Here is a 22,144-nt window from a genome sequence, read left to right as displayed (position 1 = left end):
GGGTCGACGGTGCCCGCGTCCTGAACGTGCCCGCGGGCGGCCCCGAGGCCGGGTTCGGCCCCGCCGGCTTCACCGCCCGACGGACGAGCGTGCTCGCGGGGCCTACCCCCGAACGCGACCGTCCGTCGGGCGGAGCGGTCACCGCATGACGGGCAGCACCGGGCCCTCGGCCCGGCCGGTCGCGGCCTCGATGAAGGAGACCGGGTCGGGCACCCCGGCCAGCAGCTCGCGGGTCGCCACCAGGGCTGCCGCCGGCGGCTGCGGGCCGCCGACCGCCGCGATCAGGTCGAGCAGGTGGACCGTGGCCTCCATGACGGCGACCTCGCCGAGCGCCCCGAAGGTCACCGTCCCCAGTGCCGGGTACGCGAGCACCGCGGTCGGCGGCACGTCCGCCAGCCCGGCGATGGCCTCGGGCCCGTCGACGGCGAACCGCCTGATCAGCTCCTTGGGCGCAACGGACTCGGCCGTCAGGCGGGCCTGCTGCTCGATGTCCCCGGCCGCCGCATGGGCGACACCCCCGGGCCGGTTGAAGATCCGGAGGATCTCCGCCCCGCTGGTGACGGCGGCCGGCTCCTCCGTCAGGACGTCACGCAGGCCGGCGAGCATCGCCGCGTCGGGGGCGATGTGGCCGAACAGCGCGTGCACCGACCAGCCGGGCAGTCGGGTCCGAGTCGCCCAGTCACCGGGCTCCAGCCGTTCACCACGCTCGGCCCAGGAGAGCCACAGGTCGATCAACAGTTGCCCGTTCGGATCGATTTGACGGTTCATCACTACCTCCTCGGGTGGAGTGCCAGCCTACGGCCCGTCCGGGCGGGCGTCCCGGCCGTACTTCGAACGCCGGGACGGCCGGATCGGGCCTCACACGCGCCGAGTCCGTACGCCTGGCGCAGCCGGTCGGCGAACAGGGAATTCCTCCGCCACCGATGAGTCGGGGCGGCCGGAGAAGTCTGTTCTGCGTGGAGAACGGAGACACACAGGCGCTGGTCCTCGTCGCCCGGCCGGGCCCGGCGGACTGGGACCGGTTGCACCGACGGTTGCGGGAGTCCCGCGCGGACGGCCCCCGGGTGGTGGAGTGCGACGTGAGCGCGCTCGACCCCGTGGACCGCGGGGCACTCGCCGTCCTCGGCCAACTGGCCCGGCTGCAGCTCGCGGCCCGGCGCGACGGCCGTGAGATCCGGCTGCGCGGCGCTCCCCGGGAACTGCTGGAGCTCATGGAACTCACCGGCCTCGGCGACGTGTTGGGCCGGTGAGCCGCAGCCTGCCGTCCGCGGCCGCTCCTCCGCCGGGCCTCAGGCGTCCAGGCGGGCGGGGAGGCCGAAGAGCGGGAACAGGGTGTCGGTGTCGAGGAAGGAGTTGAGGCCGACGATCCGGCCCGCGGAGATCTCGATCACCTGGAGGGCCCAGGGCTCGTACCCGCCGCCGGGGCCGGGCCGGTACTGGCCGAAGGCCGGGGTGCCGTTGGCCGTGGTCGGGACCAGTCGGGAGCCTCGGCAGCCGCTGCCGGGGCCGAGCATCCACTCGCGGATGTCGGCGTGCCCGCGCAGCCAGAGCTCGTACGGCGGCATCGACAGCGTGGCGTCCTCGTGCAGCAGCGCGGCCAGTGCGTCCATGTCGTAGCCCTCGAACGCCGCGACGTAGCGGGCCAGCAGCGCCGTCTGCTCCCGGTCCAGCGGGCGGAGGGGGTCGGTCGCCGCACTCTGGTGCGAGGCCAGCGTCGAACGCGCCCGCTGCAGCGCGCTGTTGACCGAGGCCACCGTGGTGCCGAGCAGCTCGGCGACCTCGTTCGCCCGCCAGCCGAGCACCTCGCGGAGGATCAGCACCGCCCGCTGCCGGGGCGCCAGCCGCTGCAGGGCCGAGACGAACGCCAGCCGGACCGAATCGCGCTGCGCGGCGAGCTCCGCCGGGTCGCCGGACTCGGCCACCACCCGGCCGTCGGGCACCGGACTGATCCAGGCCACCTCCGGGAGCTGCGCGAGGCTCGCCGTGGCCACGGTGGAGGGACCGGCCAGGTCCATCGGGCGGGCCCGGTTGTTACGGCCGTTCAGCGAGTCGAGGCAGACGTTGGTCGCGATCCGGTACAGCCAGGAGCGCAGCGCCGCCCGCCCCTCGAAGCCCTGGTAGCCGCGCCAGGCCCGGATCATCGTCTCCTGCACGGCGTCCTCGGCCTCGAAGGAGGAACCGAGCATGCGGTAGCAGTAGCCGGTCAACTCCCGCCGGTACCGCTCCAGCTGGAGCTCCAGGGGCTGGTCGGCAAGGTCTGCCGTGTCCTCGTCCGCAGCCAGCATGAGATCAGCCATCGAAAGCCCCCGCCTCGTGTCCCGTTCGCGAGGAACCTACCGGAAGCCTCCGACAGCCGTCCCGGCCGGCCGCACCGACCGGCCGGGTCGTGGGCCCCGCGCCGCAGGTCGGTACGGGCGGGGACGTCCCGGGCCACCGGGGTGGGACGGGCTCCGCGTCAGGCGGTGGGCAGCCCCGCCGGCTGGGCCGCCACCGCCTGCCCGCCCAGTCGGACCTGGTGCCAGTCGGCACTGCCCGGAGCCGAGTTGAAGTCGTACCGCACGCCGGAGGGCGCGAGTGCGACCAGTGAGACGGAGGTGCTTCCCCAGATCCGGCCGTCGCCGAAGTCGCGGCGCTGTATCAGCGCGGCCGGCGCGTCGAGCTCCAGGCCGTCGCCGGCGGCGATCGGCAGCCACTGGTCCCACACCTCGCCGGTCGGGCGGCCGGCCGGGCCGACGGTCGGCTCGGGCCGCCGGGCGGCCGCCAGCCGGGGCCGGAAGTGTCCGATCCGGGCGGCCATCATCCGGCCGGCCCGCTGCGAGGACGTACGGTTGTCGGCCTCGCCCTCCAGCCCGTCGTTGACCACGACGTGCAGTCCGGGCGGCAGCAGCCGGTCCCGCAGTTCACGCCCGGACCAGCTCAGTACGCGGACCTCGTCGGCCTGGGCGCGGACCAGGTGGAACGGGTCGTACCGCGCCAGGTCGAGCGCCTCCAGCGCGCCGCCGTCGGACACCGCCAGCAGCGGCAGGTCGCCGCGCGACATCCGCATCGCAGGATCGGCGGCCGGGCCGAACCCGTTGAGCAGACACGCCATCCCGGGCGGCTCGGTGCCGCCGCCCGGATTCACCGCGAGCCAGGTGCCGCCCGCCTGCAGATCACGGCCGCCGACCAGGGCGGGCCGTGACGGCCAGTGCCGGTCCGGTGGCAGCCAGCTCCGGGTGACGTACTCGTCCCGTACCGCGAGGACGACGACCGGCGTGGTGGAGCGCGGATCTATGCTGACGAACGCGGTACACACGGCTGACCTCTCGGCTTGAGCTTCCGCTGCCTGCAATTGTGTACCGAAACCCTGTGCGAGCAGGACCGATCGGCGGAGTCTGGGGATTGACACGTCTCGGCGGGCGCTGCGATCTTGGCTGGCCCCGACGGAGGATGAAGGTGTGCGATGAGTCCACTGCCCGTTCCCGGGCCCCTGGTCACCGTCGAATGGCTCGCGGAACGGCTGGACCACCCCGGTCTGGTGGTGTTCGACGCCGGTGTCGGCGCCCACCGCGATGCGAAGGCGCGGATCCCGGGCGCGCGGGTCTTCGACATCGACGGCGCGCTCTCCGACGGGTCAAGTCCACTGCCCCACACCATGCCTGACGCCGGGTACCTCGCCGAGCGGCTCCGGGAGCTGGGGGTGGACGACCGCAGCACCGTGGTGGCCTACGACGGCGCCGGGATCTACTCCAGCGCCCGCGCCTGGTGGATGCTGCGGGCGCTGGGATTCGACCGGGCGGCCGTGCTGGACGGCGGCCTGCCGGCCTGGACCGCCGCCGGACTGCCCGTGCGGCCCGCGGAGCCCACCGTGCCGGCACCCGGAGACTTCACGGCGAACCCGCGTGAGGGCCTGATCGTGGACAGCCGTACGGTGCGGGCGGCGCTGGCCGACCCCGCCTCGGTGGTCCTGGACGCCCGGAGCCGGGAACGCTACGCGGGGCAGGCCGAGGAGCCGCGCCCCGGACTGCGGCGCGGTCACCTGCCCGGTGCGCTGAACCTGCCGTTCGGCGACCTCCAGGTGGCGGGGCGGATGCGTCCCGTGGACGAACTCCGAGCAGTTTTCGGTGAGTTGGCCGGTGATCGGCGAAGGCTGGTGCTCCACTGCGGCTCCGGGGTCACCGCCTGCGTCCTGGCCCTGGGCGCCGACCTGGCCGGGTACCGCGACCTCGCCGTCTACGACGGCTCCTGGAGCGAGTGGGGGCTGCCCGGCGACCTGCCCGTGGTGGCGCCGGCCTAGGCCGGGTGAACGGCTGACGGTCCGGTGGCGCGGCCGCACCGGCATCCCCGGTGCGGGGGGAGTCGTGCGGGCGTATCCCCCGCACGGGCGAGCCGCGGGATCACCGTCACCGGCGATGACCGCCGGGTGGGCTTTCGGCAGGATCCTTCCCGTCGCACAGAAACACCCGGAGAGGCCCACCACCGTGCTCACCACCGCAAAGCCCGGACACCGCACCGGTGTCCGACTGGCCACCGTCCTGCTCGCCGCCGCCGCACTCACCGGCGGAACCTGCCCCGCCTTCGCACAGAGCGGTGCCGCCGAGGCCGTGGTCCGGTCGGACACCGCGGACCGGGCCGCCGTCCAGCACGCGCTCGACGAGGCGGTGGCGGAGGGCGTACCGGGTGTGGTCGCCGAGCTCCGCGACGGGCGGGGCGTCTGGCGCGCGGCCGGCGGCACGGCCGATCTGGCCGACGGGCAGCGCGCCCGGGCCGAGGACCGGTTCCGGATCGGCAGCGTGACCAAGACCTTCGTGGCGACGGTCGTGCTCCAGCTGGTGGCGGAGGGCAGGATCGGCCTCGACGACCCCATCGAGCAGGACCTGCCGGGGCTGGTCCCGAACGGCCGGAACATCACGGTGCGTCAGCTGCTCTCCCACACCAGCGGACTCGCGGACTACCTCACCAAGGTGCTCGCCCAGCCCGACCCGCTCCGCTCCGCCCAGGCCGCCACCTACACCCCGCGCGAGCTGGTCGCCATCTCCAGCGGGCTCGGCCCGCGGTTCGCCCCCGGCACCTCCTGGGCGTACTCCAACACCAACTACGTCGTCCTCGGCCTGCTGGTCGAGCACATCACGGGCCACCGGCTCGACCAGGAGATCGCCCGGCGCATCGTGCGCCCCCTGCACCTGGGCGACACCTCCTTCCCGACCACCGCCGAACTCCCCGGCCCGCACATGCACGGCTACGAGTGGGCCGACGGCCCCACCGCCCCGCCGGTGGACCTCACCACCTTCAACCCGAACGCGGTCTGGGGCGCGGGCACGATGATCTCCACCGCGGACGACCTCAACCGCTTCTACCGCGCCCTGTTCGACGGCAGGCTGCTCCCGGCGGACCTGCTCAAGGAGATGCGCACCCCGCACCCGGTCGACACCGGCCGCGCCTACGGCCTGGGCCTGGAGAGCCGCACCTACTGCGCCGACGGCACCCCGGTCTGGGGCCACAGCGGCAGCGTCGCCGGCTATGAGACCTTCAGCTTCACCACCGCCGACGGCAGGCGGCAGATCACCTTCTCGCTCAACCGCAACCTGACCGCCGGGCCCCGGGGCGACGACACCATCACCAGGATCCTCACCCTGGGCCTGTGCTCCCGCTAGCGCGGTGCGGCGACCCTTCACCGGGGCAGTGCGGCCAGGCCCGTCTCGTAGGCGATGATGACCAGTTGGACCCGGTCGCGGGCGTCCAGCTTGGCGAGCAGTCGGGTCACGTACGTCTTCACGGTGGCCACGCTGATGACCAGCTCGGTGGCGATCTCGGGGTTGGACAGGCCGCGGCCGACCAGGGTCAGCACCTCGCGTTCCCGGTCGGTGAGGCCGTCCACCGGCCTCCGTCGCCGGGAGGGGGCGGGGCGTTCGGCGAACTCGGCGATCAGACGGCGCGTCACCCCCGGTGCGATCAGGGCGTCTCCGGCGGCGACCACGCGGATCGCCGCGAGGATGTCGTCCAGCGCCATGTCCTTGACGAGGAACCCGGACGCTCCCGCGCGCAGCGCGGCGTAGACGTAGTCGTCGTCGTCGAAGGTGGTCAGCACGACGACATGGGCCGCACCGGGCCCGGAGGTGACCCGCCGGGTGGCCTCGATCCCGTCCATGCCGGGCATCCGGATGTCCATCACCACCACGTCGGGGCGGAGTTCCCCGGCCAGCCGGACCGCCTCGATGCCATCCCCGGCCTCCCCGACCACCTCCAGGTCGTCGGCGTCGGTGATGACCATCTGCAGCGAGGCGCGGATCAGGGGCTGGTCGTCGGCGAGCAGCACACGGACGGTCATCGGACTCCTGTCGGTACGGGCAGGCGGGCCGCCACCTGGAAGCCGCCCTCGGGACGCGGTCCGGCGGAGAACTCCCCGTGCAGCAGGGCGACGCGCTCGCGCAGCCCGGCGAGACCGTAACCGGTACCGGTGTCGGTGCCGCTGCCCCGGCCGCGTCCGCCGTCGACGATCTCGATGGCCAACTCGTCCTCCCGGCAGTCGATCGACACCTGGCAGGATCCGCTGCCGGCGTGGCGCACCACGTTGGTGACCGCCTCCTGGACGATACGGAACGCCGACAGGTCGACGTCGGGCGGGAGTGCCCGCCGCTCACCCTGCCAGTGGACGTCGACCCGGACGCCCGCGGCCGTCGTCGCGGCGGCCAGCCGGTCGAGGTCCGCCAGACCGGGCATCCGGTGGAGCGGCACCTCCTCCGCTCCCGTGTCCGACTCGCCCTGCCTGAGCGCCCCGAGCATCCGGCGCAGCCCCGACAGCGTCTCCCGGCTGGCGGTCTCGATCTCGCCCAGCGCCTCCCGCGCCCGGGCCGGCTGGGTGTCGATGACCCGCCGGGCCGCACCGGACTGCAGGGCGATGATGCCGATGCTGTGCGCGACCATGTCGTGCAGCTCCCGCGCGATCCTCAGCCGCTCGGCGGTCACCGCCTGGGTGGCCGCATGGGCGCCCAACATCTCGGCGTGGTCCCGGGACTGGCGCATCGACCGGCCGGCCAGCCAGGCGATGACGGCCACCAGCAGACCGGCGTCCGAGGGGCCGATGCTCCGGCCGGTGAGGAACAGGTGGCCGCCCAGCTCCGGCAGCAGGGTCAGATGGCCGAACAGCACCGTGAACACCATGGCCGCGGCGGCGCGCGCCCTGCGGCGGGAGGCGGTGGCGGTGACCAGGCAGAGCGCGACGTAGACCGCCAGCAGGGGCACCGGGGAGAGCTCGGCCCCGTACGTCCAGGCGTTGGTGGCGGCGAGTGAGGCGACGAGCAGCAGGGCGAGCGCGGTCAGCGGCAGCCGGCGCAGTACGGCGCAGGAGGCGAAGGCGATGACGCTGGCCAGGAGGGCGAGCGACAGGTCCCGGTGGGTCGGCATCGCGTCACCGGCATGGGGACCGCGGGTGTAGCGCGACGCCCCGGAGACCACCGAGGGATAGGCCACGGCGACGCACCAGGCCAGCGCCGTCCACATGCCCGGCGGCACGCGTTTCAGCAGGGGGAGGGGCGGCGTCTCGTACATGCGGGGATCGTAGCGACGGGACTCTGGCCAGGGCATCGGACCAGGGTTGTACGACCACGGGTGACTGCGCCGTGAGCCGTGCACCCGGCGACGCCGAGGCGGCTGCCGCGTCCGGTGGACGGCACTCGTCCGCTCCGCCCGCTTCGGCGGCCTTGGGCCGGTCCTGGGTCAGGCGGCCCCGTCGGCCCGTACCGCGTAGTCCCCGAGCGCTGGGTCCAGCAACTCGAAGCTCCGGCGGGCGGGTTCGGCCATCCCGGCTGCGATCGTCCGGTTGTCCTGTCCGGCGAGCGTGCGGCGGAGGACCTCGTTGAACAGGACCCGGCGGACCGCGTCGAGCTGCCCGGCTGCGAGCCGGGCGGTGAACTCGTCGCCGGTCTCCCGGGCGAGGGCGGTGGCGAGCGCCTCCTCCCGCTGCTCGTGGATCTCGCGGAGCCGGGCCAGCAGTGCGGGGCTGCCGGTGATCATGCCGATGAACTCCGGCCCGGAGAAGCCGAGGGCGGGCCCGCACCGCTCCAGTTCGGCCAGGCAGTCGCGGCGGAGCGCGGCGAGCGCCGACTCGCCGGGCGCGCGCTCGGCCACCGCACGGGCCGGGCCGGCCACCAGCTCCTCGTGCATGTCGAGGACCAGGTCCTCCTTGCGCGGGAAGTAGTTGGTGACGGTCATCTTGGCCACCCCCGCGGTGCTCGCGACATCGGCGATCGTCGTCCGGTCGAAGCCGCGGTCGATGAACAGCCTGGTGGCCGCGTGCGAGATCGCCTCGCGGGTCCGCTGCTTGTTGAGTTCGCGCACGCTCGGGGTTCCTGCTGCCATGGCCTCGATCCTACCCAGCGGGATGGGTCGAGCCCAATAATTATGCTTGACATAAAAATTAGGTCCGGCCTACATTTGCGTTCATGGCCGTCGTACCCGGCACCCCGCCAACTGGCCTACCAGCACAGCCACGTGACCGAAGGAAGCTTGATGGCCGACGCACTCCGCCTGCTCAGCGTCCACGCCCACCCCGACGACGAGTCCAGCAAGGGCGCGGCCACCCTGGCCCGCTATGCCGCCGAGGGCGTCGAGGTCATGGTCGCCACCTGCACGGGCGGCGAACGCGGTTCGGTGCTCAACCCGCGGATGGACCGTCCGGAGGTCAGGGCGGACCTCGCCGCCGTCCGGCGCTCCGAGATGGCCGCGGCCCGCGAGATCCTCGGCGTCCGGCAGCGCTTCCTCGGCTTCGTCGACTCCGGTCTGCCCGCCGACGGCGAAGCCCTCCCGGACGGCTGCTTCGCCCTCCAGCCGCTGGAGACCGCCGCCGAGCCGCTGGTCGCCCTCATCCGCGAGTTCCGCCCGCACGTGGTCGTCACCTACGACGAGACCGGCGGTTACCCCCACCCCGACCACATCAAGACCCACCGGATCACCAGCGCGGCCTTCGACGCCTCGGCCGACCCCGCCCGCTATCCGGACGCGGGCCGGCCCTGGCAGCCCCTGAAGCTCTACTACCACGCCGCGTTCTCCCGGCAGTGGTTCCAGACCCTCCACGACGCGATGACCGCGGCAGGCGTCGACTCGGCCATGGCGCCCGTCCTCGCCGACTGGCCCGACACCGCGCCCGTCCTCGCCACCACCACCCGGGTCCACTGCGCCGACCACTTCGAGACCCGGGACCGGGCCCTGCTCGCCCACGCCACCCAGATCGACCCCGACACGGGCTTCATGGCCCACCCCCGCGACATCGAACGCCGGGTCTGGCCGACCGAGGACTACCACCTGGCCCGCACCCTGGTCGGCACCCCGCTCCCCGAGACCGACCTCTTCGCCGGCCTCCGGCCCGCCGCGCGGCGCGGGTCGGCCGGGCCCGGCGTCTGACCGCTTCGGATCGACTCCCCTTCAGGGCATCAGCCCGCCAGCCTGGACAGTTCGCTGCGCGCCCGATCCGCCAACCCGTCGGCTTTGCAGCGCAGGGCCAGTTCCAGACCCTGGCCGAGACGGCCGCGCGCGTCGGCCGGGCGGCCCGCCTCGGTCAGCGCCGATCCCAGGTCGACCAGGGCGAGGGCGTGTTCGTAGCGGCTGGGGGAGCGTTCCAGTCGGCGGACGGCGTCCTCGAGCATGGTCAGGGCGCGCGGCCCGTCGTGGACCGCCGCGCACAGCCGCAGGGCGCTGCCGACCGCCGAGTCGGGGCCGAACTCCTCGGCGCGGCGTACCGCCTCGGCCGCCAACTCCCGTGCCCTGTCCGGGTCCTGCGGTGCTATGGCGAGGGCCAGATGGCCGATCCAGGGCGCCCACACCGTGTTGCGCCAGCCGCGGGCGTCCAGGGCGGCCCCCGCCTTTGACAAGGCCTCGGCCGCTCCCGCCGCATCGCCCTTCGCGAGCAGCAGCCTGCCGTACAGCGTCGGGGCGTCCGGCAGGACCATCACCGTCGGGTACGGCGGGCCGAAGGAGTACTTCTGCGCGAGCTCCCAGGCCTCCTCGGCCTTGCCCCGGGCAAGGAGCGTGTCGGCCAGCACCCCGACGGCGAACCACTGCAGCGGGATGCCCGGCGCGATGCGCTCGGCCGTCCGCAGCGCGCGCCGCAGGAAGTCCTCCGCCTCGTCGAGAACGCCGCACCTGAACCGGAGGAGACCCATCAGGAAGAGCGCGAACCCGAGATGGCCGCCGCTCCACCCGGCGACCTGGTAGGCGAGCACCGCCTCGCCGAACAGCGCCTCCGCGCGGTCCACCCGGTCGGCGTAGAGGTAGCTGATCCCGAGGATGCCGGGCAGCTCGAAGCCCCAGGTCGTGTTGGTCCAGCCCAGCTCCTGAGGAAGCCGGCCGTTCTCAAGGGCCGACTCCCCCAGGGCGATCGCCTCGGTGAAGTCACCGCCCCGCAGTGTGAGGTCCCAGCAGCGCAGCACCAGCACGGCCCCGGCCGGTGAGTCGTGTCCGGGCAGGCCCAGGCCGAACTCCTCCAGCCGCCGGGAACGGCCCGGGCCGTCCTGCTCCTCGGCCTGGAAGGCCGCGAACATGAAGTGCGCCACCTCCAGCCGCAGCCGGCCCGGGCCCGGGGCGGTACGCGCGGCCTCCTCGGCGCAGACCTCGGCGGCCTCGCCCAGCCGGTTGCTGTGCGCCAGTGCCTGGGCGAGCCGGAAGGTCGCGTCCACCCTGAGCTCCGGGGTGAGCCCGCGGTCCTCGTCGAGGGCGAGACGCAGCTGGTTCACCGTGGTGGCCGGGTCGGTGAGGAGCGCCGAGCAGCCGAGTTCGTACAGCACACCGGCCCGGTCCTCGTCGTCCGGCGGCTCGCTCATCGCCCGCCGCAGGCAGCGCTGGGCCGCTTCGGGCGCGCCGATGGCCAGGTGCTCGGCGGCGGCCCGGCGCAGCTTGCGCACCGTCTCGTCGTCGCCGTCCGGAAGGGTCTCCAGCAGGTGCCGGGAGGCGGCCAGCAGACCGAGGCCGGCGTTCTCGATCGCGGTGGCGGCGACTCCGTGCATGCCGGTGCGGGTGCCCGGCGGCATGGACTGGTAGATCGAGGTGGCGATCAGCGGATGGAGGAACTCCAGCCGCCCCTCGGCCGTGGTGGTCAGCACACGGAGCCTGCGGAGCTCCCTGACGGACTCGGCCGCGGTGTCGGGCCCCTGGGCGCAGATGGCGGCCGCGAGTTCGGGGCGGATGCCGGTACCGAGCATCGAGGCCGCCCAGGCGAACTGGAGGGTGCTCGGCCCCAGCTTGTCGAGCCAGTGGCCGAGGGTCATCCCACGGGCGTCCGCCGCCAGTTCACGCAGCTGGTCGGAGTTGCCGTCGACCGGGTCCAGCCGCTGGTCCCGGACCTCGCGCAGCAGCGCGGCGGTCTCGTACGGGTTGCCTCCGGTGACCGCCCACACATGGCGGCAGAAGGCATCCTCGGCCTCGTCCCCCAGACAGGCGCGGACCAGGCTCGCGACCGAGTCGGGCTGGAGCGGGCGGAGTTCGTGCAGCCGGCCGGCCCGGTGGACGATGCTCCGCTGGAAGGCCAGAGCCTCATCGGGGAATTCGTCACGGCACGCGAACACCAGCAGGACCGGCAGCTCCCGGGCGCGCAGCGCGAAGCAGGCCAGCCAGCCGAGCGACTCGGGATCCGCCCAGTGCAGGTCGTCGACGATGACGACCAACGGCGCGCGGCGCTGGACGAGTTGGATGAGTACGAAGTCCAAGCCGTCCCGGACGCCCTGCGGGTCGAGCCGGCCGGCGGGCGGGAGCAGGCCCACGGCGGGTCCGACGATGTCGTACCAGTGGCCGAAGACCTGCTCCCGCTCGCTGTCCGCAAGTTCGGCCAGCACGGGCTGCAGCAGCTGGCGCACCACGTGGAACGGCTCGTGGCGGCGCTGCTCGCCACCACGGGCGAAGAGCACGGTGCAGTGCGCGAGTTTCGCCAGCCGACGGGCCTCGGTGAGCAGAGCGGTCTTGCCGAGACCGGCAGGGCCGACGTAGACCAGCAGTTCGCCGAGTCCGACACCGTCGGCCTCGTCCGAGGCCCGGCAGAGGGCCTGGATCGCTCTGGCGGCCGATCCGACCTCCGACTCGCGTTCGTAGAGCGGATGCTGGACCAGGCTCCTCGTCCCGACGGCCTCGTGATCCTGCCGTGGCAGTCCGTTCAGTTGCTCGGCCACCGCATGTCCCTGCCCCTCCTCGATGTCCGTCCCCTCCCCCGCCGAGGCTAGCGCCGTACGGGCGGCGGCGGGACGGCATTTGCATATGCCACCGCGGGTCTGTACGCGGCTCCGCCACGGACTCGCCGGACGAACCGTCGCCTGTGAATCGGCCGCAGGCCGGTGTCGGTCGGGCGTAGCCTTCGTGCATGGCAGAGAGCAAGGTCCCCAAGGCCGAGCAGAAGGCGAAACCGGCCGTGAAGGCGGGCAAGCCGGAGTCGCACCTGGCGATGGTGCGGCGCGCGCGGAAGATCAACCGGGAGTTGGCGGAGCTGTATCCGTACGCGCACCCGGAGTTGGACTTCGAGAACCCGTTCGAGCTGCTGGTGGCGGTGGTGCTGTCGGCGCAGACGACGGACCTGCGGGTCAACCAGACCACCCCGGCCCTCTTCGCGAAGTACCCGACGCCGGAGGACATGGCGGCGGCGAACCCGGAGGAGCTGGAGGAGCTGATCCGGCCGACCGGCTTCTTCCGGAACAAGGCGAAGGCGCTGCTCGGTCTCTCCGCCGCCATCCGCGACCGCTACGACGGCGAGGTCCCGGGCCGCCTGGCGGACCTGGTCACCCTCCCCGGCGTGGGCCGCAAGACCGCCAACGTCGTGCTGGGCAACGCCTTCGGCGTCCCCGGGATCACCGTGGACACCCACTTCGGGCGGCTCGCCCGGCGGTTCGGCTGGACGACCGAGGAGGACCCGGAGAAGGTCGAGGCGGCGGTCGCCGAGATCTTCCCGAAGTCCGAGTGGACGATGCTCTCGCACCGCGTGGTCTTCCACGGCCGCCGGGTCTGCCACTCCCGCAGGCCCGCCTGCGGCGCCTGCCCGATCGCCCCGCTCTGCCCCTCGTACGGGGTGGGGGAGACCGACCCCGAGAAGGCGCGGAAGCTGCTGAAGTACGAACTGGGCGGTCAGCCCGGGCAGCGGCTCAGGCCGCCGGCCGACTATCCGGGCCAGGCGGCCGCACCCGCAACGAACGGCGCCGCTCCGGCGTCTACAGGGGCAGTGGGCAGGGCGACGACGGAGGGTGCCGCGTGACGGGCATGACCGCGCTGGTGGAACGGGACGGACTGCCGGAGTGGCTGCTGCCGGTGAGGGCGGCCGCGGAGACCGTCCGGCCCGAGCAGCTGAGCCGGTTCCTGCCACCGGCCGAGGGCGGCCGGCGCTCGGCGGTGCTGATGCTCTTCGGCGACGGGCCGTCGGGGCCCGACCTGCTGCTGATCGAGCGGGCCCGGTCGCTGCGCTCGCACGCCGGCCAGTCCTCGTTCCCGGGCGGTGCGCTGGACCCGGAGGACGGCGACCCGGACGGCGCCGGGCCGGTGGCCGCCGCGCTGCGTGAGGCGGAGGAGGAGACGGGCCTGGACCCGTCGGGTGTGCAGGTCTTCGCCACGCTGCCCGCGCTCTACATCCCGGTCAGCGGATTCGTGGTGACCCCGGTGCTCGGCTGGTGGCGCAGGGAGACACCGGTGGCGCCGGTGGATCCGGCGGAGACCGGCGCGGTGTTCCGGGTGCCGATCGCCGACCTGGCGGAGCCGGGGAACCGGGTCCGCCTGAAGCACCCCTCGGGTCACCTCGGCCCGGCCTTCCAGGTGGCGGGACGGCTGGTCTGGGGTTTCACGGCCGGAGTGATCGACCGCGTGCTTCACTACAGCGGACTGGAGCGCCCGTGGGACACCACCCGTACCCTCATCCTCTCCGACGAGGCCGCCGGCCTCGCCACGCGCAGCGCCGCCGGCCCGCGCGGCTGACGGCCACGGCCGCCGGCCCGAAGGTGCGCACCGTCGTGTCGCGTCCGAGACCGGCCGGCCCGTGAAACCGGGAACAGGCCAGGTCATGAGCCCGGGCCCGGGCGCCACGGCCGCGACGACCGGGGCCGCCGCCCTCCGCGTGGGTGCTCATGGGAGGGTATCGGGGTGAATGTCCTGGATCTGCTGCTGATCGCCGCCGCGCTCGGCTTCGCCGTGTCGGGGTACCGGCAGGGCTTCGTGGTGGGCGTGCTCTCCGTCGTGGGCTTCCTGGGCGGTGGCCTGATCGCGGTGCAGGTGCTGCCCCTGCTGCTGCGCCATCTCAGCCCGGGCACCACGGCCTCGGTGGTCGCGGTGCTGGTGGTGATCGTCTTCGCGGCGGTCGGCCAGGCCGTGACCACGCACTTCGGCTGGAAGCTGCGCGGCCACATCGGCCGCCGCCAGGCCAGGGCCCTCGACGCGTTCGGCGGCTCGGTGGTCAACGTGGTCTCGATGCTGCTGGTCGCCTGGCTGATCGGCTCCGCGCTGGCCGGCACCTCGCTGCCGACCATCTCCAAGCAGGTGCGCACGTCCAAGGTGCTCGGCGGGGTGCAGAGCACGCTGCCCTCCGACGCGCCGAACTGGTTCTCCGACTTCACCAAGGTGCTGGCCCGCAACGGCTTCCCGCAGGTCTTCAACCCCTTCGAGCACGAGCCGATCACCGAGGTCGAGGCGCCGGACCCGGCACTGGCGGGCAGCCCGGCGGTGTCGCGGGCCAGGCAGAGCCTGGTCAAGGTGGTCGGGACCGCCACCGCCTGCGGCAAGACGCTGGAGGGCAGCGGGTTCGTCTTCGCCCCGCACCGGGTGATGACCAACGCCCACGTGGTCGGGGGCGTCAACGAACCGACCGTGCAGATCGGCGGTATCGGCCAGCTGTACGACGCCACGGTGGTCCGCTACGACTGGCAGCGGGACATCGCCATCCTGGACGTCCCGAAGCTGAACGCCCCGGCACTGGACTTCGCCGGCGAGGCCAGGACCAACGACAGCGCCATCGTCGCGGGCTTCCCCGAGAACGGCGGCTTCAACGTCCAGCCCGCCCGGATCCGCGGCCGCATCCAGGCCAACGGCCCGGACATCTACCACCGGGGCCAGGTGGTCCGCGACGTCTACTCGGTCCGTTCCCTGGTCCGCCAGGGCAACAGCGGTGGCCCGCTGCTCAGCCCGGAGGGACGGGTCTACGGGGTGGTCTTCGCCAAGTCCCTGGACAGCTCGGACACGGGGTACGTGCTGACCGCCGACGAGGTCCGCGAGGACGCCGCGATCGGCAGCACGGCCAACACCCGGGTGGACACCCAGGGCTGCGCACTCTGACCGACCGGACCCGCCGCACCGGACCCGCCGCACCTGACGCGCCGCACCTGACGCGCCGCACCTGACGCGCCGCACCTGACGCGCCGCACCTGACGCACCGCACCTGACGCACCGCACCTGACGCACCGCACCTGACGCACCGCACCTGACGCACCGCACCTGACGCACCGCCGGATCCAGGATCCGGCGGTGCGTCAGTTCGTCCTGGTAGCGTCGGCCGGGCTCACCCGTTCGGCTCAACCGAGCAGTACCGGAACGGGGCCGACGGGAGGTCAGGAGAACGTCATGATGGGTCACTCGCATGCGGTCAGCGGCGCGATGCTGTACGCGGTCTCCGCGCCGTTCCTGCCTCCGCTGCTGCTGGGCATCCACCTGGGGCCGGCGGCCATACTGATGGGCACGGTGCTCAGCGCGGGCGCCGCGCTGCTGCCGGACCTGGACCACCACGACGGCACCATCGCCAACTTCCTGGGCCCGGTCTCCAAAGCGCTCTGCCGCTTCGTCGCCTGGGCCTCCGGCGGTCACCGGCACGCCACCCACTCGCTGCTGTTCGTCGCGCTGATGGGCGGCGGCACCTGGGCGGGTGTGACCTTCGGCGGGCGCTGGTTCACCATCGGCATGTCGTTCTTCCTGCTGGCGATGGCGCTGAAGGCGCTCAACGCCCACGCGCCCGGCCACGGGCACCACACCTGGCTGACGGTGGTCGGACTGGCCGTGCTGGGCACGGTGGTCCTGGACCGCTTCATGCCGGACGCGCCCGGCTGGCTGCCCTACGCGGTGGCCCTGGGCACGCTGGCGCACCTGCTGGGTGACTGCCTCACCAAGATGGGTGCGCCACTGCTCTGGCCGCACAAGGAGCGCTACGAGATCGTCCTGATCAAGCGCACCGGCAACAAGATGGAGACCAACGTCCTGGTCCCGATCATGAGTGCGGTGACCTTCGTGATGCTGGGGTTCGCCTGCCTGGGGCCCACGGTCGTGAACTGACCGCCGCGAACCGGCCGGGACCGGTCGGCAACACGAGGGGCGCGCTCCAGACCAGGGGCGCGCCCCTCAGCCGTCGCGCCGCAGGCGCGCGCTCACCCAGCGAGCGCGCCGCCCCAGAATGCGTGGGATGCCCATCCGGTGCGCCCCTGTCCGTCGTGGCCGCCCGGCATCGTCGAGCGACCATTCGGGCTGCTGAACGGGGTGCTGCGAGCTGCTGCGGCCTCGGCGCGGCGTGGCTTCGCGATCGGGCATCCAGGTCATACCGGATGGATGCCCGTCGGCCGAGGGAGGTAACCGCATACGGGCGGTCCATTTGTCCTATGCGGTTGTCATATGATCAGCCGCCACATTGGCGGGCTGTCAGTCGCGCCGTACTAAGGCCGACCGGCACGCGACGCCGCGGGTCCTATTGCCGGTCGGTCTAAGCCTTGTTCTCCCGCGCCCAGCTGATCAGCTCGGCCGAGAACTGCTCCGGAACCTCCTCGTGCGGGAAGTGCCCGATCCCCGGCAGCAGCCGCCACCGGTAGGGCGCCTCGACGTACTCGCCCGAGCCGAGCGCCGTGTGCGAGAGCAGCACCGGGTCGGCGGCGCCCTGGACGTGCAGGGTGGGCGCGGTGATCGGCTTCTTCATCCGCCGGGCGAACTGGATCCCGTCGGGCCGGGCCATCGAGCGCAGCAGCCAGCGGTAGGGCTCGATCGAGCAGTGCGCGGTGCTGGGGATCTGGATCGCCTGCCGGTACGCCCGGACGGCGTCGGCCGGCAGCCGGTTCGGACCGGTCCAGGCGTCCAGGTACTGGGCGACCAGCGCGGCGTCGTCCGCGACCAGCCGGCGCTCCGGTATCCACGGCCGCTGGAAACCGAGCACGTGGTCGAAGGCGGCCATCTGCCGCCGGTCGGTCAGCAGGGCCCGGCGCAGTCGGCGCGGGTGTGCGGCGGAGACCACCGTCAGGCTCTGGATCACCGAGGGGCGCATCACGGCCGCCACCCAGGCCAGCGAACCGCCGCTGGCGTGGCCGACCAGGTGGGCCCGCCGTTCGCCGAGCGAGCGGATCACCCCGGTGATGTCGAGCGCCAGGTTGCCGGGGTCGTAGCCGCGCGGGGTCCGGTCGCTGCCGCCGACGCCGCGCAGGTCGAGAGCGACCGCCCGGAATCCGGCCTCGGCGAGGGCGGTGAGCTGGTGCCGCCAGGTCCACCAGTACTCGGGCCAGCCGTGCACCAGCAGGACCAGCGGTCCCTCGCCGGCCTCCGCGATGTGGAAGCGGGCACCGTTGGCCGCCAGGTCGCGGTGTGTCCAAGGACCGTCCGAGCGGACGGTCCAGGCGGTCTCGGCGGGCCCGGGGTCGGGGGCCGGGGCGGGCACGGGCTTCTGGTCCAACGGCATACCGAGAGCCTGTCACACCTTGGCGCGGAACACGTCCCCGGCACTCGCCGGGCCGCTGTCGGGCCGCCCTCCCGGTTACTGCGGGATGCGGCCCAGGGCCCGGTCGATCTCCTCCTTGGTGGCCGGGCGCGGGCGGGCGTTCTTCAGTACGTCCGCGGTCGCCTGGGCACCCTCGATGGTGCGGTGCGGCTTCTCGATCTTCTTGAACGAACGCAGCGCCAGCAGCCCGAGCACGGCGGCCAGTACCAGGTAGGCCCCGCCCACGATCAGGAACGACCAGCCCAGCGTCAGCCCGAGCGCCTGCAGACCGTACGCGGCGGCGAAGCTCAGCATCGGGATGGCGGCCAGCGCCACCACACCCGCGACGGCCAGTGAGACGCCGCCGGAGACACCGCGCTTGACGTCCTGCCGGATCTCCGCCTTGGCGAGCGCGATCTCGTCGTGCAGCAGGGAGGAGAGGTCGGCGGTGGCCGCGGCGAAGAGCTGGCCCACCGAACGCTCGCCCTCGTAGGGCACCCGGCCGTTGCTGGACGGGTCTGCGGTTCCTGAGGGCATCAGCTGTTCTCCTTCAACGCGGTCAACATGGTCAACACGGTCTGCTCTACAGCTCAGAATCATGCCTCTACCGGTCAGTCAGGCACCACTCCGGGGGCTCTCCCAGGCGATGTGTCACTGCGGCCGGGCCAGCCCCGCCTGACGCTGGTAGACGTCCGGGATGCCGTCGCCGTCCGAGTCGAGGTCCTCCTCGTCGCACAGCTGCCGGTAGTGCCGGTTGCGCAGCTTCAGCAGCACGGTGGCGACCAGCGCGCAGAGCACCGAGCCGACCAGGACGGCGGCCTTGGCGCGGTCGGCGAGGGCCGGGTCCCCCGGGAAGGCCAGCTCGGTGATCAGCAGTGAGACGGTGAAGCCGATGCCCGCGAGCGTGGAGACCGCGAACATGTCGGCCCACTTGAGCTGCGGGTTGAGCTCGGCCCTGGTGAACCGGGCGGTCAGCCAGGTGCCGCCGAAGATGCCGACGGTCTTGCCGACCAGCAGGCCGAGGATGATGCCGAGCGGCGTTGCCTGGGTGAAGACCTGGTACAGCGCGGGGCCCGAGAGGGCCACCCCGGCCGAGAAGAGGGCGAAGACCGGCACCGCGAACCCGGCGGAGAACGGACGCACCAGGTGCTCGATGTGCTCGCCGGGAGAGTGCTTCTCGTCTCCCTCGGTGTGGCAGCGCAGGATCAGGCCCATGGCGACGCCGGAGACCGTGGCGTGGATCCCGCTCTCGTGCATCAGCGCCCAGATCACCAGGGCCAGCGGCACGTACAGGTACCAGCCGTGGACACCGCGCCGGTGCAGGAACCAGAACAGCACCAGGCCGGCGAAGGCGAGCCCGAGTGCCCAGAACTTGATGCCGTGGCTGTAGAAGATCGCGATGATCAGGATGGCGATCAGGTCGTCCACGACCGCGAGGGTGAGCAGGAACGCCCGCAGCGCGGAGGGCAGGTGGGTTCCCACCACGGCGAGCACGCCGAGGGCGAAGGCGATGTCGGTGGCGGTCGGGATGGCCCAGCCCGCGGGATGGCCGCCCGGGCCGCTGTTGGCGAGGGCGAAGACGATCGCCGGGAGCGCCACCCCGGAGACCGCGGCGATCACAGGCAGGATCGCGGCACGGGGGCTGCGCAGTTCACCGGAGACGAACTCGCGCTTGAGCTCGATCCCGGCGACGAAGAAGAAGATGGTCAGCAGCCCGTCCTTGGCCCAGGTCTCCAGGCTCAGGTCGAGGTGGAGCGGGGCCGAGGGGCCTACGGTCAGCTCCTGGAGGCTGTGGTACGCGTGCGGCCAGACGTTCGCCCATATGAGGGCGATCACGGCCGCGGCCAGGAGCAGGATGCCGCCGACGGTCTCGGTGCGCAGCGCGTCGGTGATGTATCTGCGCTCGGGAAGCGAGAGCAGGCCGAGGAACTGGCGACGATCGGTGGGCGGCGGCGTGGCCACGATGGGACCTCCAGGGCGGGGGTGGCGGGTGGATGCACCGGTGGTGCAGTGCCGACCAGACTTCCCGGCGCGCCTCAGAGATCTTGTTGCGTTTTTGACAGTCTACCGGGAACTTCAGCGCGATATCCGGATTTTCATATTTTATTCTCTATATCCCTTTCTGGTGGGGCTCGTGGGGGTGGGGCGTTGGGGGTGCGGGGCGGTGGGCGCGGGTGAAGGGTCGGGCGCGCGGCGACGGGGCGGAGCATCAGGTGCACGGGGCGTCGGGCAGCGGGCAGCACGGAGCGCCGGGTGCACGGAGCGCCGGGTGCACAGGGCGTCGGGCAGCGGGCAGCACGGGGCGTCGGGTGTTGTGAAGAGGCGCGCGTGCGGGACGGCGGGTGGTGGGCAGCGCTGGGCGCGGAGCGTCGGTTGGTGGGCAGGGCCGGGCGTGCGGGACGCCGGGTGGCTGTGAAGCCCGCGACCCGGAGGGCGAAGATCAGGCGCCGAGGTGGCGCAGTACGGCCAGCACTCGCCGGTGGTCGGCGGCCGAGACCGGCAGGTCCAGCTTCAGGAAGATGTTCGCCACGTGCTTCTCGACCGCCCGCTCGGTCACCACCAGCTGGGCGGCGATGGCGCGGTTGGACCGTCCCTCCGCCATCAGCCCGAGGACCTCGCGCTCACGCGGGCTGAGCCCGTCCACCGTCCTGCGGCTCGGGCTCGCCCCGACCAGCTGGGTCACGACCTCGGGGTCCAGCGCCGTACCGCCGCCCGCCACCCGCTCCAGCGCGTCCACGAAGTCCTGGGCGTCCAGTACGCGCTCCTTGAGCAGGTAGCCGACCCCGGCCGAGCCGCCGGCCAGAAGCCGGGCCGCATAGTCCGTCTCCACGTACTGGGAGAAGATCAGCACCGCCAGGCCGGGCTGGGCGGCCCGCAGCTCGATCGCCGCGCGCAGGCCCTCGTCGGTGTGGGTGGGCGGCATCCGGATGTCGGACACGACCGCGTCGGGCCGGTGCTCGGCCACCGCCGCCTTCAGCTGCTCGGCGTCGGCGACGGCGGCCACCACCTCGTGGCCCTCGTCCTCCAGCAGCTGCACCAGACCGGCCCTGAGGATCGCCGTGTCCTCGGCCACCACAATTCGCACGGAACCCGCCCCCTGTTGATTCCTCGGATCGATGGCGCGTACTCGGCCGCGCCGCCGTCACAGTGTGCCTGGAAGATCGACCGTCACCGTGGTCGGCCCACCGGGCGGGCTGTCCACCGTCAGGGCGCCGTCCGCCGTGCGCACCCGCTCGGCCAGGCCGCGCAGCCCGCTTCCCGAGCCGTCCAACCGGGCGCCGCCCCGGCCGTCGTCCGTCACCCGCAGCCGCAGCCCGCCCCCGTGGTCGAGCACCGAGACCGCGATCCGCTCGGCGCCGCTGTACTTGCCCGCATTGGCCAGCAGTTCGGCGGCGGCGAAGTACAGCATCGTCTCGACCGCGGCGGGCGGCCGTTCGGGCGTCTCGATCCGTACCGTGGTCGGGATCGCCGACCGTGCCGCCAGGGTGTTGAGCGCGGGTCCGAGACCCGAGTCGAGCGCGGGCGGGTGGATACCGCGGATCAGTTCGCGCAGCTCCTGGATGATCTCCTTGGTCTCCTGCCGGGACTCCTTCAGCAGCTCCTGCGCCTTCGCGGCGTCCCCCTTGGCGAGCCGGCTCTCCGCCCGCCCGATCCGCATGCCGAGCGCCACCAGCCGGGCCTGCGCACCGTCGTGCAGATCGCGCTCGATCCGGCGCAGCGTCGCGGCCGCCTCGTTGATGGCGTGCTCACGGGTCTCGATCAGCTGGGCCAGCCGGAGCGAGGTCGCGGTCGGCCCCAGCAGCCGGGGGAGCAGCCAGCGGTCCAGCGCCAGCGGCCCCCGGGCCAGCCAGGGAGCGATCAGCAGGATCATCACGCCGACCGCGCTGACCAGTAGGGCGCGGGGCCAGGTGTCGAAGTAGAAGCCGTTCGTCTCGAGACCGAAGCTGTGCCTGACTCCGTGCGCGTCCGTCTCCCGGATCGGTTCCAGCTGCCACAGCACCGGATAGCAGAGGAACAGCACCCCGTACGCCCACCAGGCGAAGCCGAGCGTGAACTGCACCAGACCCAGCGGCACTCGCAGTGCCAGGTACGCCACGGAACGCCAGGCCACCGAGTCCCCGAGGTGGTGGCCGAGGAAGCCGGACAGGCCGGGCGAGCGCGGTGGCCGTCGCGGGGACGGGATCTCCAGCTTCAGCAGCAGGCGGGCCAGCAGCCGGTGCAGGGTGCCGAACCAGCGGTCCAGGCTGAGGACGAGCGCCAGCAGCGGCGAGACCAGCAGCCCGGCAGAGAGGATGCCGAACGCGATGGTCAGCACCACCGAGACCAGGCCGAGCAGGGCCAGCGGCAGACTCAGCAGCGAGTACAGCACCCCGCGCCAGGCTTGCGCGGTGAACGGCTCCCGCAGGATCCGGCGGGTCATCCGCCCGCCCGGAGATCGCCGGCCTGTGCGTTCGCTCTTCTCCACCGTGCCCATGATGTCGTCACACGTTCTGCCAC

General features: G+C 72.9%; 20 protein-coding genes. 8 read left to right on the top strand and 12 right to left on the bottom strand.

The genetic code is table 11. The annotated features are described in order from the left end of the window. Positions 1 to 138 precede the first annotated feature (138 nt). A complete protein-coding gene (locus tag ACSMTC_RS17680; RefSeq protein ID WP_436560660.1) occupies positions 139 to 768 on the bottom strand; it encodes a maleylpyruvate isomerase N-terminal domain-containing protein in 630 nt (209 codons plus the stop codon). 188 nt (positions 769 to 956) lie between these two features. Between ACSMTC_RS17680 and ACSMTC_RS17675 the strand changes: the two genes are divergently transcribed. Continuing rightward, positions 957 to 1,250 (top strand): STAS domain-containing protein, encoded by a 294-nt coding sequence (locus tag ACSMTC_RS17675; protein ID WP_436560659.1) that lies wholly within the window; start codon positions 957 to 959, stop codon positions 1,248 to 1,250. A gap of 39 nt (positions 1,251 to 1,289) precedes the next feature. Here ACSMTC_RS17675 and ACSMTC_RS17670 read toward each other — a convergent pair whose 3' ends face one another. After that, on the bottom strand, positions 1,290 to 2,297 hold the full coding sequence (locus ACSMTC_RS17670) for a sigma-70 family RNA polymerase sigma factor (protein WP_436560658.1): 1,008 nt from the start codon (positions 2,295 to 2,297) through the stop codon (positions 1,290 to 1,292). Positions 2,298 to 2,455: 158 nt separating this feature from the next. Next, entirely contained in the window at positions 2,456 to 3,295 is an 840-nt protein-coding gene (locus ACSMTC_RS17665) for an NRDE family protein (protein ID WP_436560657.1), read from the bottom strand. Positions 3,296 to 3,442: 147 nt separating this feature from the next. Between ACSMTC_RS17665 and ACSMTC_RS17660 the strand changes: the two genes are divergently transcribed. Beyond that, complete coding sequence (locus tag ACSMTC_RS17660) at positions 3,443 to 4,276, top strand: sulfurtransferase (RefSeq protein ID WP_436560656.1); 834 nt, start codon at positions 3,443 to 3,445, stop codon at positions 4,274 to 4,276. Positions 4,277 to 4,460: 184 nt separating this feature from the next. After that, positions 4,461 to 5,633: a serine hydrolase domain-containing protein gene (locus ACSMTC_RS17655; protein ID WP_436560655.1), complete on the top strand. Its 1,173-nt coding sequence runs from the start codon at positions 4,461 to 4,463 to the stop codon at positions 5,631 to 5,633. A gap of 17 nt (positions 5,634 to 5,650) precedes the next feature. Here the strand turns inward: ACSMTC_RS17655 and ACSMTC_RS17650 are convergent, their stop codons facing one another. From ACSMTC_RS17650 to ACSMTC_RS17640, 3 genes are all read right to left on the bottom strand, one after another. Beyond that, complete coding sequence (locus ACSMTC_RS17650; protein ID WP_436560654.1) at positions 5,651 to 6,307, bottom strand: response regulator; 657 nt, start codon at positions 6,305 to 6,307, stop codon at positions 5,651 to 5,653. Then, positions 6,304 to 7,527, bottom strand: coding sequence for a sensor histidine kinase (locus ACSMTC_RS17645; RefSeq protein WP_436560653.1), 1,224 nt, complete (start codon positions 7,525 to 7,527; stop codon positions 6,304 to 6,306). The genes ACSMTC_RS17650 and ACSMTC_RS17645 overlap by 4 nt, the downstream gene beginning before the upstream one ends. Positions 7,528 to 7,695: 168 nt before the next feature. Further along, entirely contained in the window at positions 7,696 to 8,337 is a 642-nt protein-coding gene (locus tag ACSMTC_RS17640) for a TetR/AcrR family transcriptional regulator (RefSeq protein WP_436560652.1), read from the bottom strand. A gap of 150 nt (positions 8,338 to 8,487) precedes the next feature. Here ACSMTC_RS17640 and mca point away from each other — a divergent pair, with 150 nt between their 5' ends. Next, a complete protein-coding gene (gene mca / locus ACSMTC_RS17635; RefSeq protein ID WP_436560651.1) occupies positions 8,488 to 9,378 on the top strand; it encodes a mycothiol conjugate amidase Mca in 891 nt (296 codons plus the stop codon). Positions 9,379 to 9,407: 29 nt separating this feature from the next. Here mca and ACSMTC_RS17630 read toward each other — a convergent pair whose 3' ends face one another. Further along, complete coding sequence (locus tag ACSMTC_RS17630; RefSeq protein WP_436564723.1) at positions 9,408 to 12,071, bottom strand: ATP-binding protein; 2,664 nt, start codon at positions 12,069 to 12,071, stop codon at positions 9,408 to 9,410. A 248-nt stretch (positions 12,072 to 12,319) separates the two neighbouring features. On the opposite strand from ACSMTC_RS17630, the gene nth reads away from it, so the two are divergent. The 4 genes from nth (at position 12,320) to ACSMTC_RS17610 (ending at position 16,248) form a co-directional block, all read left to right on the top strand. Then, a complete protein-coding gene (nth, locus tag ACSMTC_RS17625; protein ID WP_436560650.1) occupies positions 12,320 to 13,201 on the top strand; it encodes an endonuclease III in 882 nt (293 codons plus the stop codon). Between the two features lie 5 nt (positions 13,202 to 13,206). After that, entirely contained in the window at positions 13,207 to 13,911 is a 705-nt protein-coding gene (locus tag ACSMTC_RS17620; RefSeq protein WP_436564722.1) for an NUDIX hydrolase, read from the top strand. A gap of 165 nt (positions 13,912 to 14,076) precedes the next feature. After that, a complete protein-coding gene (locus ACSMTC_RS17615) occupies positions 14,077 to 15,261 on the top strand; it encodes a MarP family serine protease (RefSeq protein ID WP_436560649.1) in 1,185 nt (394 codons plus the stop codon). 288 nt (positions 15,262 to 15,549) lie between these two features. Next, positions 15,550 to 16,248, top strand: coding sequence for a metal-dependent hydrolase (locus tag ACSMTC_RS17610; protein ID WP_436560648.1), 699 nt, complete (start codon positions 15,550 to 15,552; stop codon positions 16,246 to 16,248). Positions 16,249 to 16,669: 421 nt separating this feature from the next. On the opposite strand, the gene ACSMTC_RS17605 is transcribed toward ACSMTC_RS17610, so the two are convergent. From ACSMTC_RS17605 to ACSMTC_RS17585, 5 genes are all read right to left on the bottom strand, one after another. Then, positions 16,670 to 17,629 (bottom strand): alpha/beta fold hydrolase, encoded by a 960-nt coding sequence (locus tag ACSMTC_RS17605; RefSeq protein ID WP_436560647.1) that lies wholly within the window; start codon positions 17,627 to 17,629, stop codon positions 16,670 to 16,672. Positions 17,630 to 17,704: 75 nt separating this feature from the next. After that, complete coding sequence (locus ACSMTC_RS17600; protein ID WP_436560646.1) at positions 17,705 to 18,184, bottom strand: phage holin family protein; 480 nt, start codon at positions 18,182 to 18,184, stop codon at positions 17,705 to 17,707. A 114-nt stretch (positions 18,185 to 18,298) separates the two neighbouring features. Beyond that, entirely contained in the window at positions 18,299 to 19,609 is a 1,311-nt protein-coding gene (nhaA, locus tag ACSMTC_RS17595) for a Na+/H+ antiporter NhaA (RefSeq protein WP_436560645.1), read from the bottom strand. 478 nt (positions 19,610 to 20,087) lie between these two features. Beyond that, positions 20,088 to 20,726, bottom strand: coding sequence for a response regulator (locus ACSMTC_RS17590; RefSeq protein ID WP_436564721.1), 639 nt, complete (start codon positions 20,724 to 20,726; stop codon positions 20,088 to 20,090). A gap of 63 nt (positions 20,727 to 20,789) precedes the next feature. After that, the gene (locus ACSMTC_RS17585; protein ID WP_436560644.1) at positions 20,790 to 22,067 is read right to left on the bottom strand and encodes a sensor histidine kinase; all 1,278 of its coding nucleotides are present in this window, start codon (positions 22,065 to 22,067) and stop codon (positions 20,790 to 20,792) included. Between the last annotated feature and the right edge of the window lie 77 nt (positions 22,068 to 22,144).

This window comes from Kitasatospora sp. HPM-01-4, from assembly GCF_051374625.1.
In the GTDB taxonomy this organism is placed as follows: domain Bacteria; phylum Actinomycetota; class Actinomycetes; order Streptomycetales; family Streptomycetaceae; genus Kitasatospora.
The sequence above is the reverse complement of the archived record's forward strand: the minus strand, read 5'-3'. Positions and strand labels throughout refer to the sequence as shown.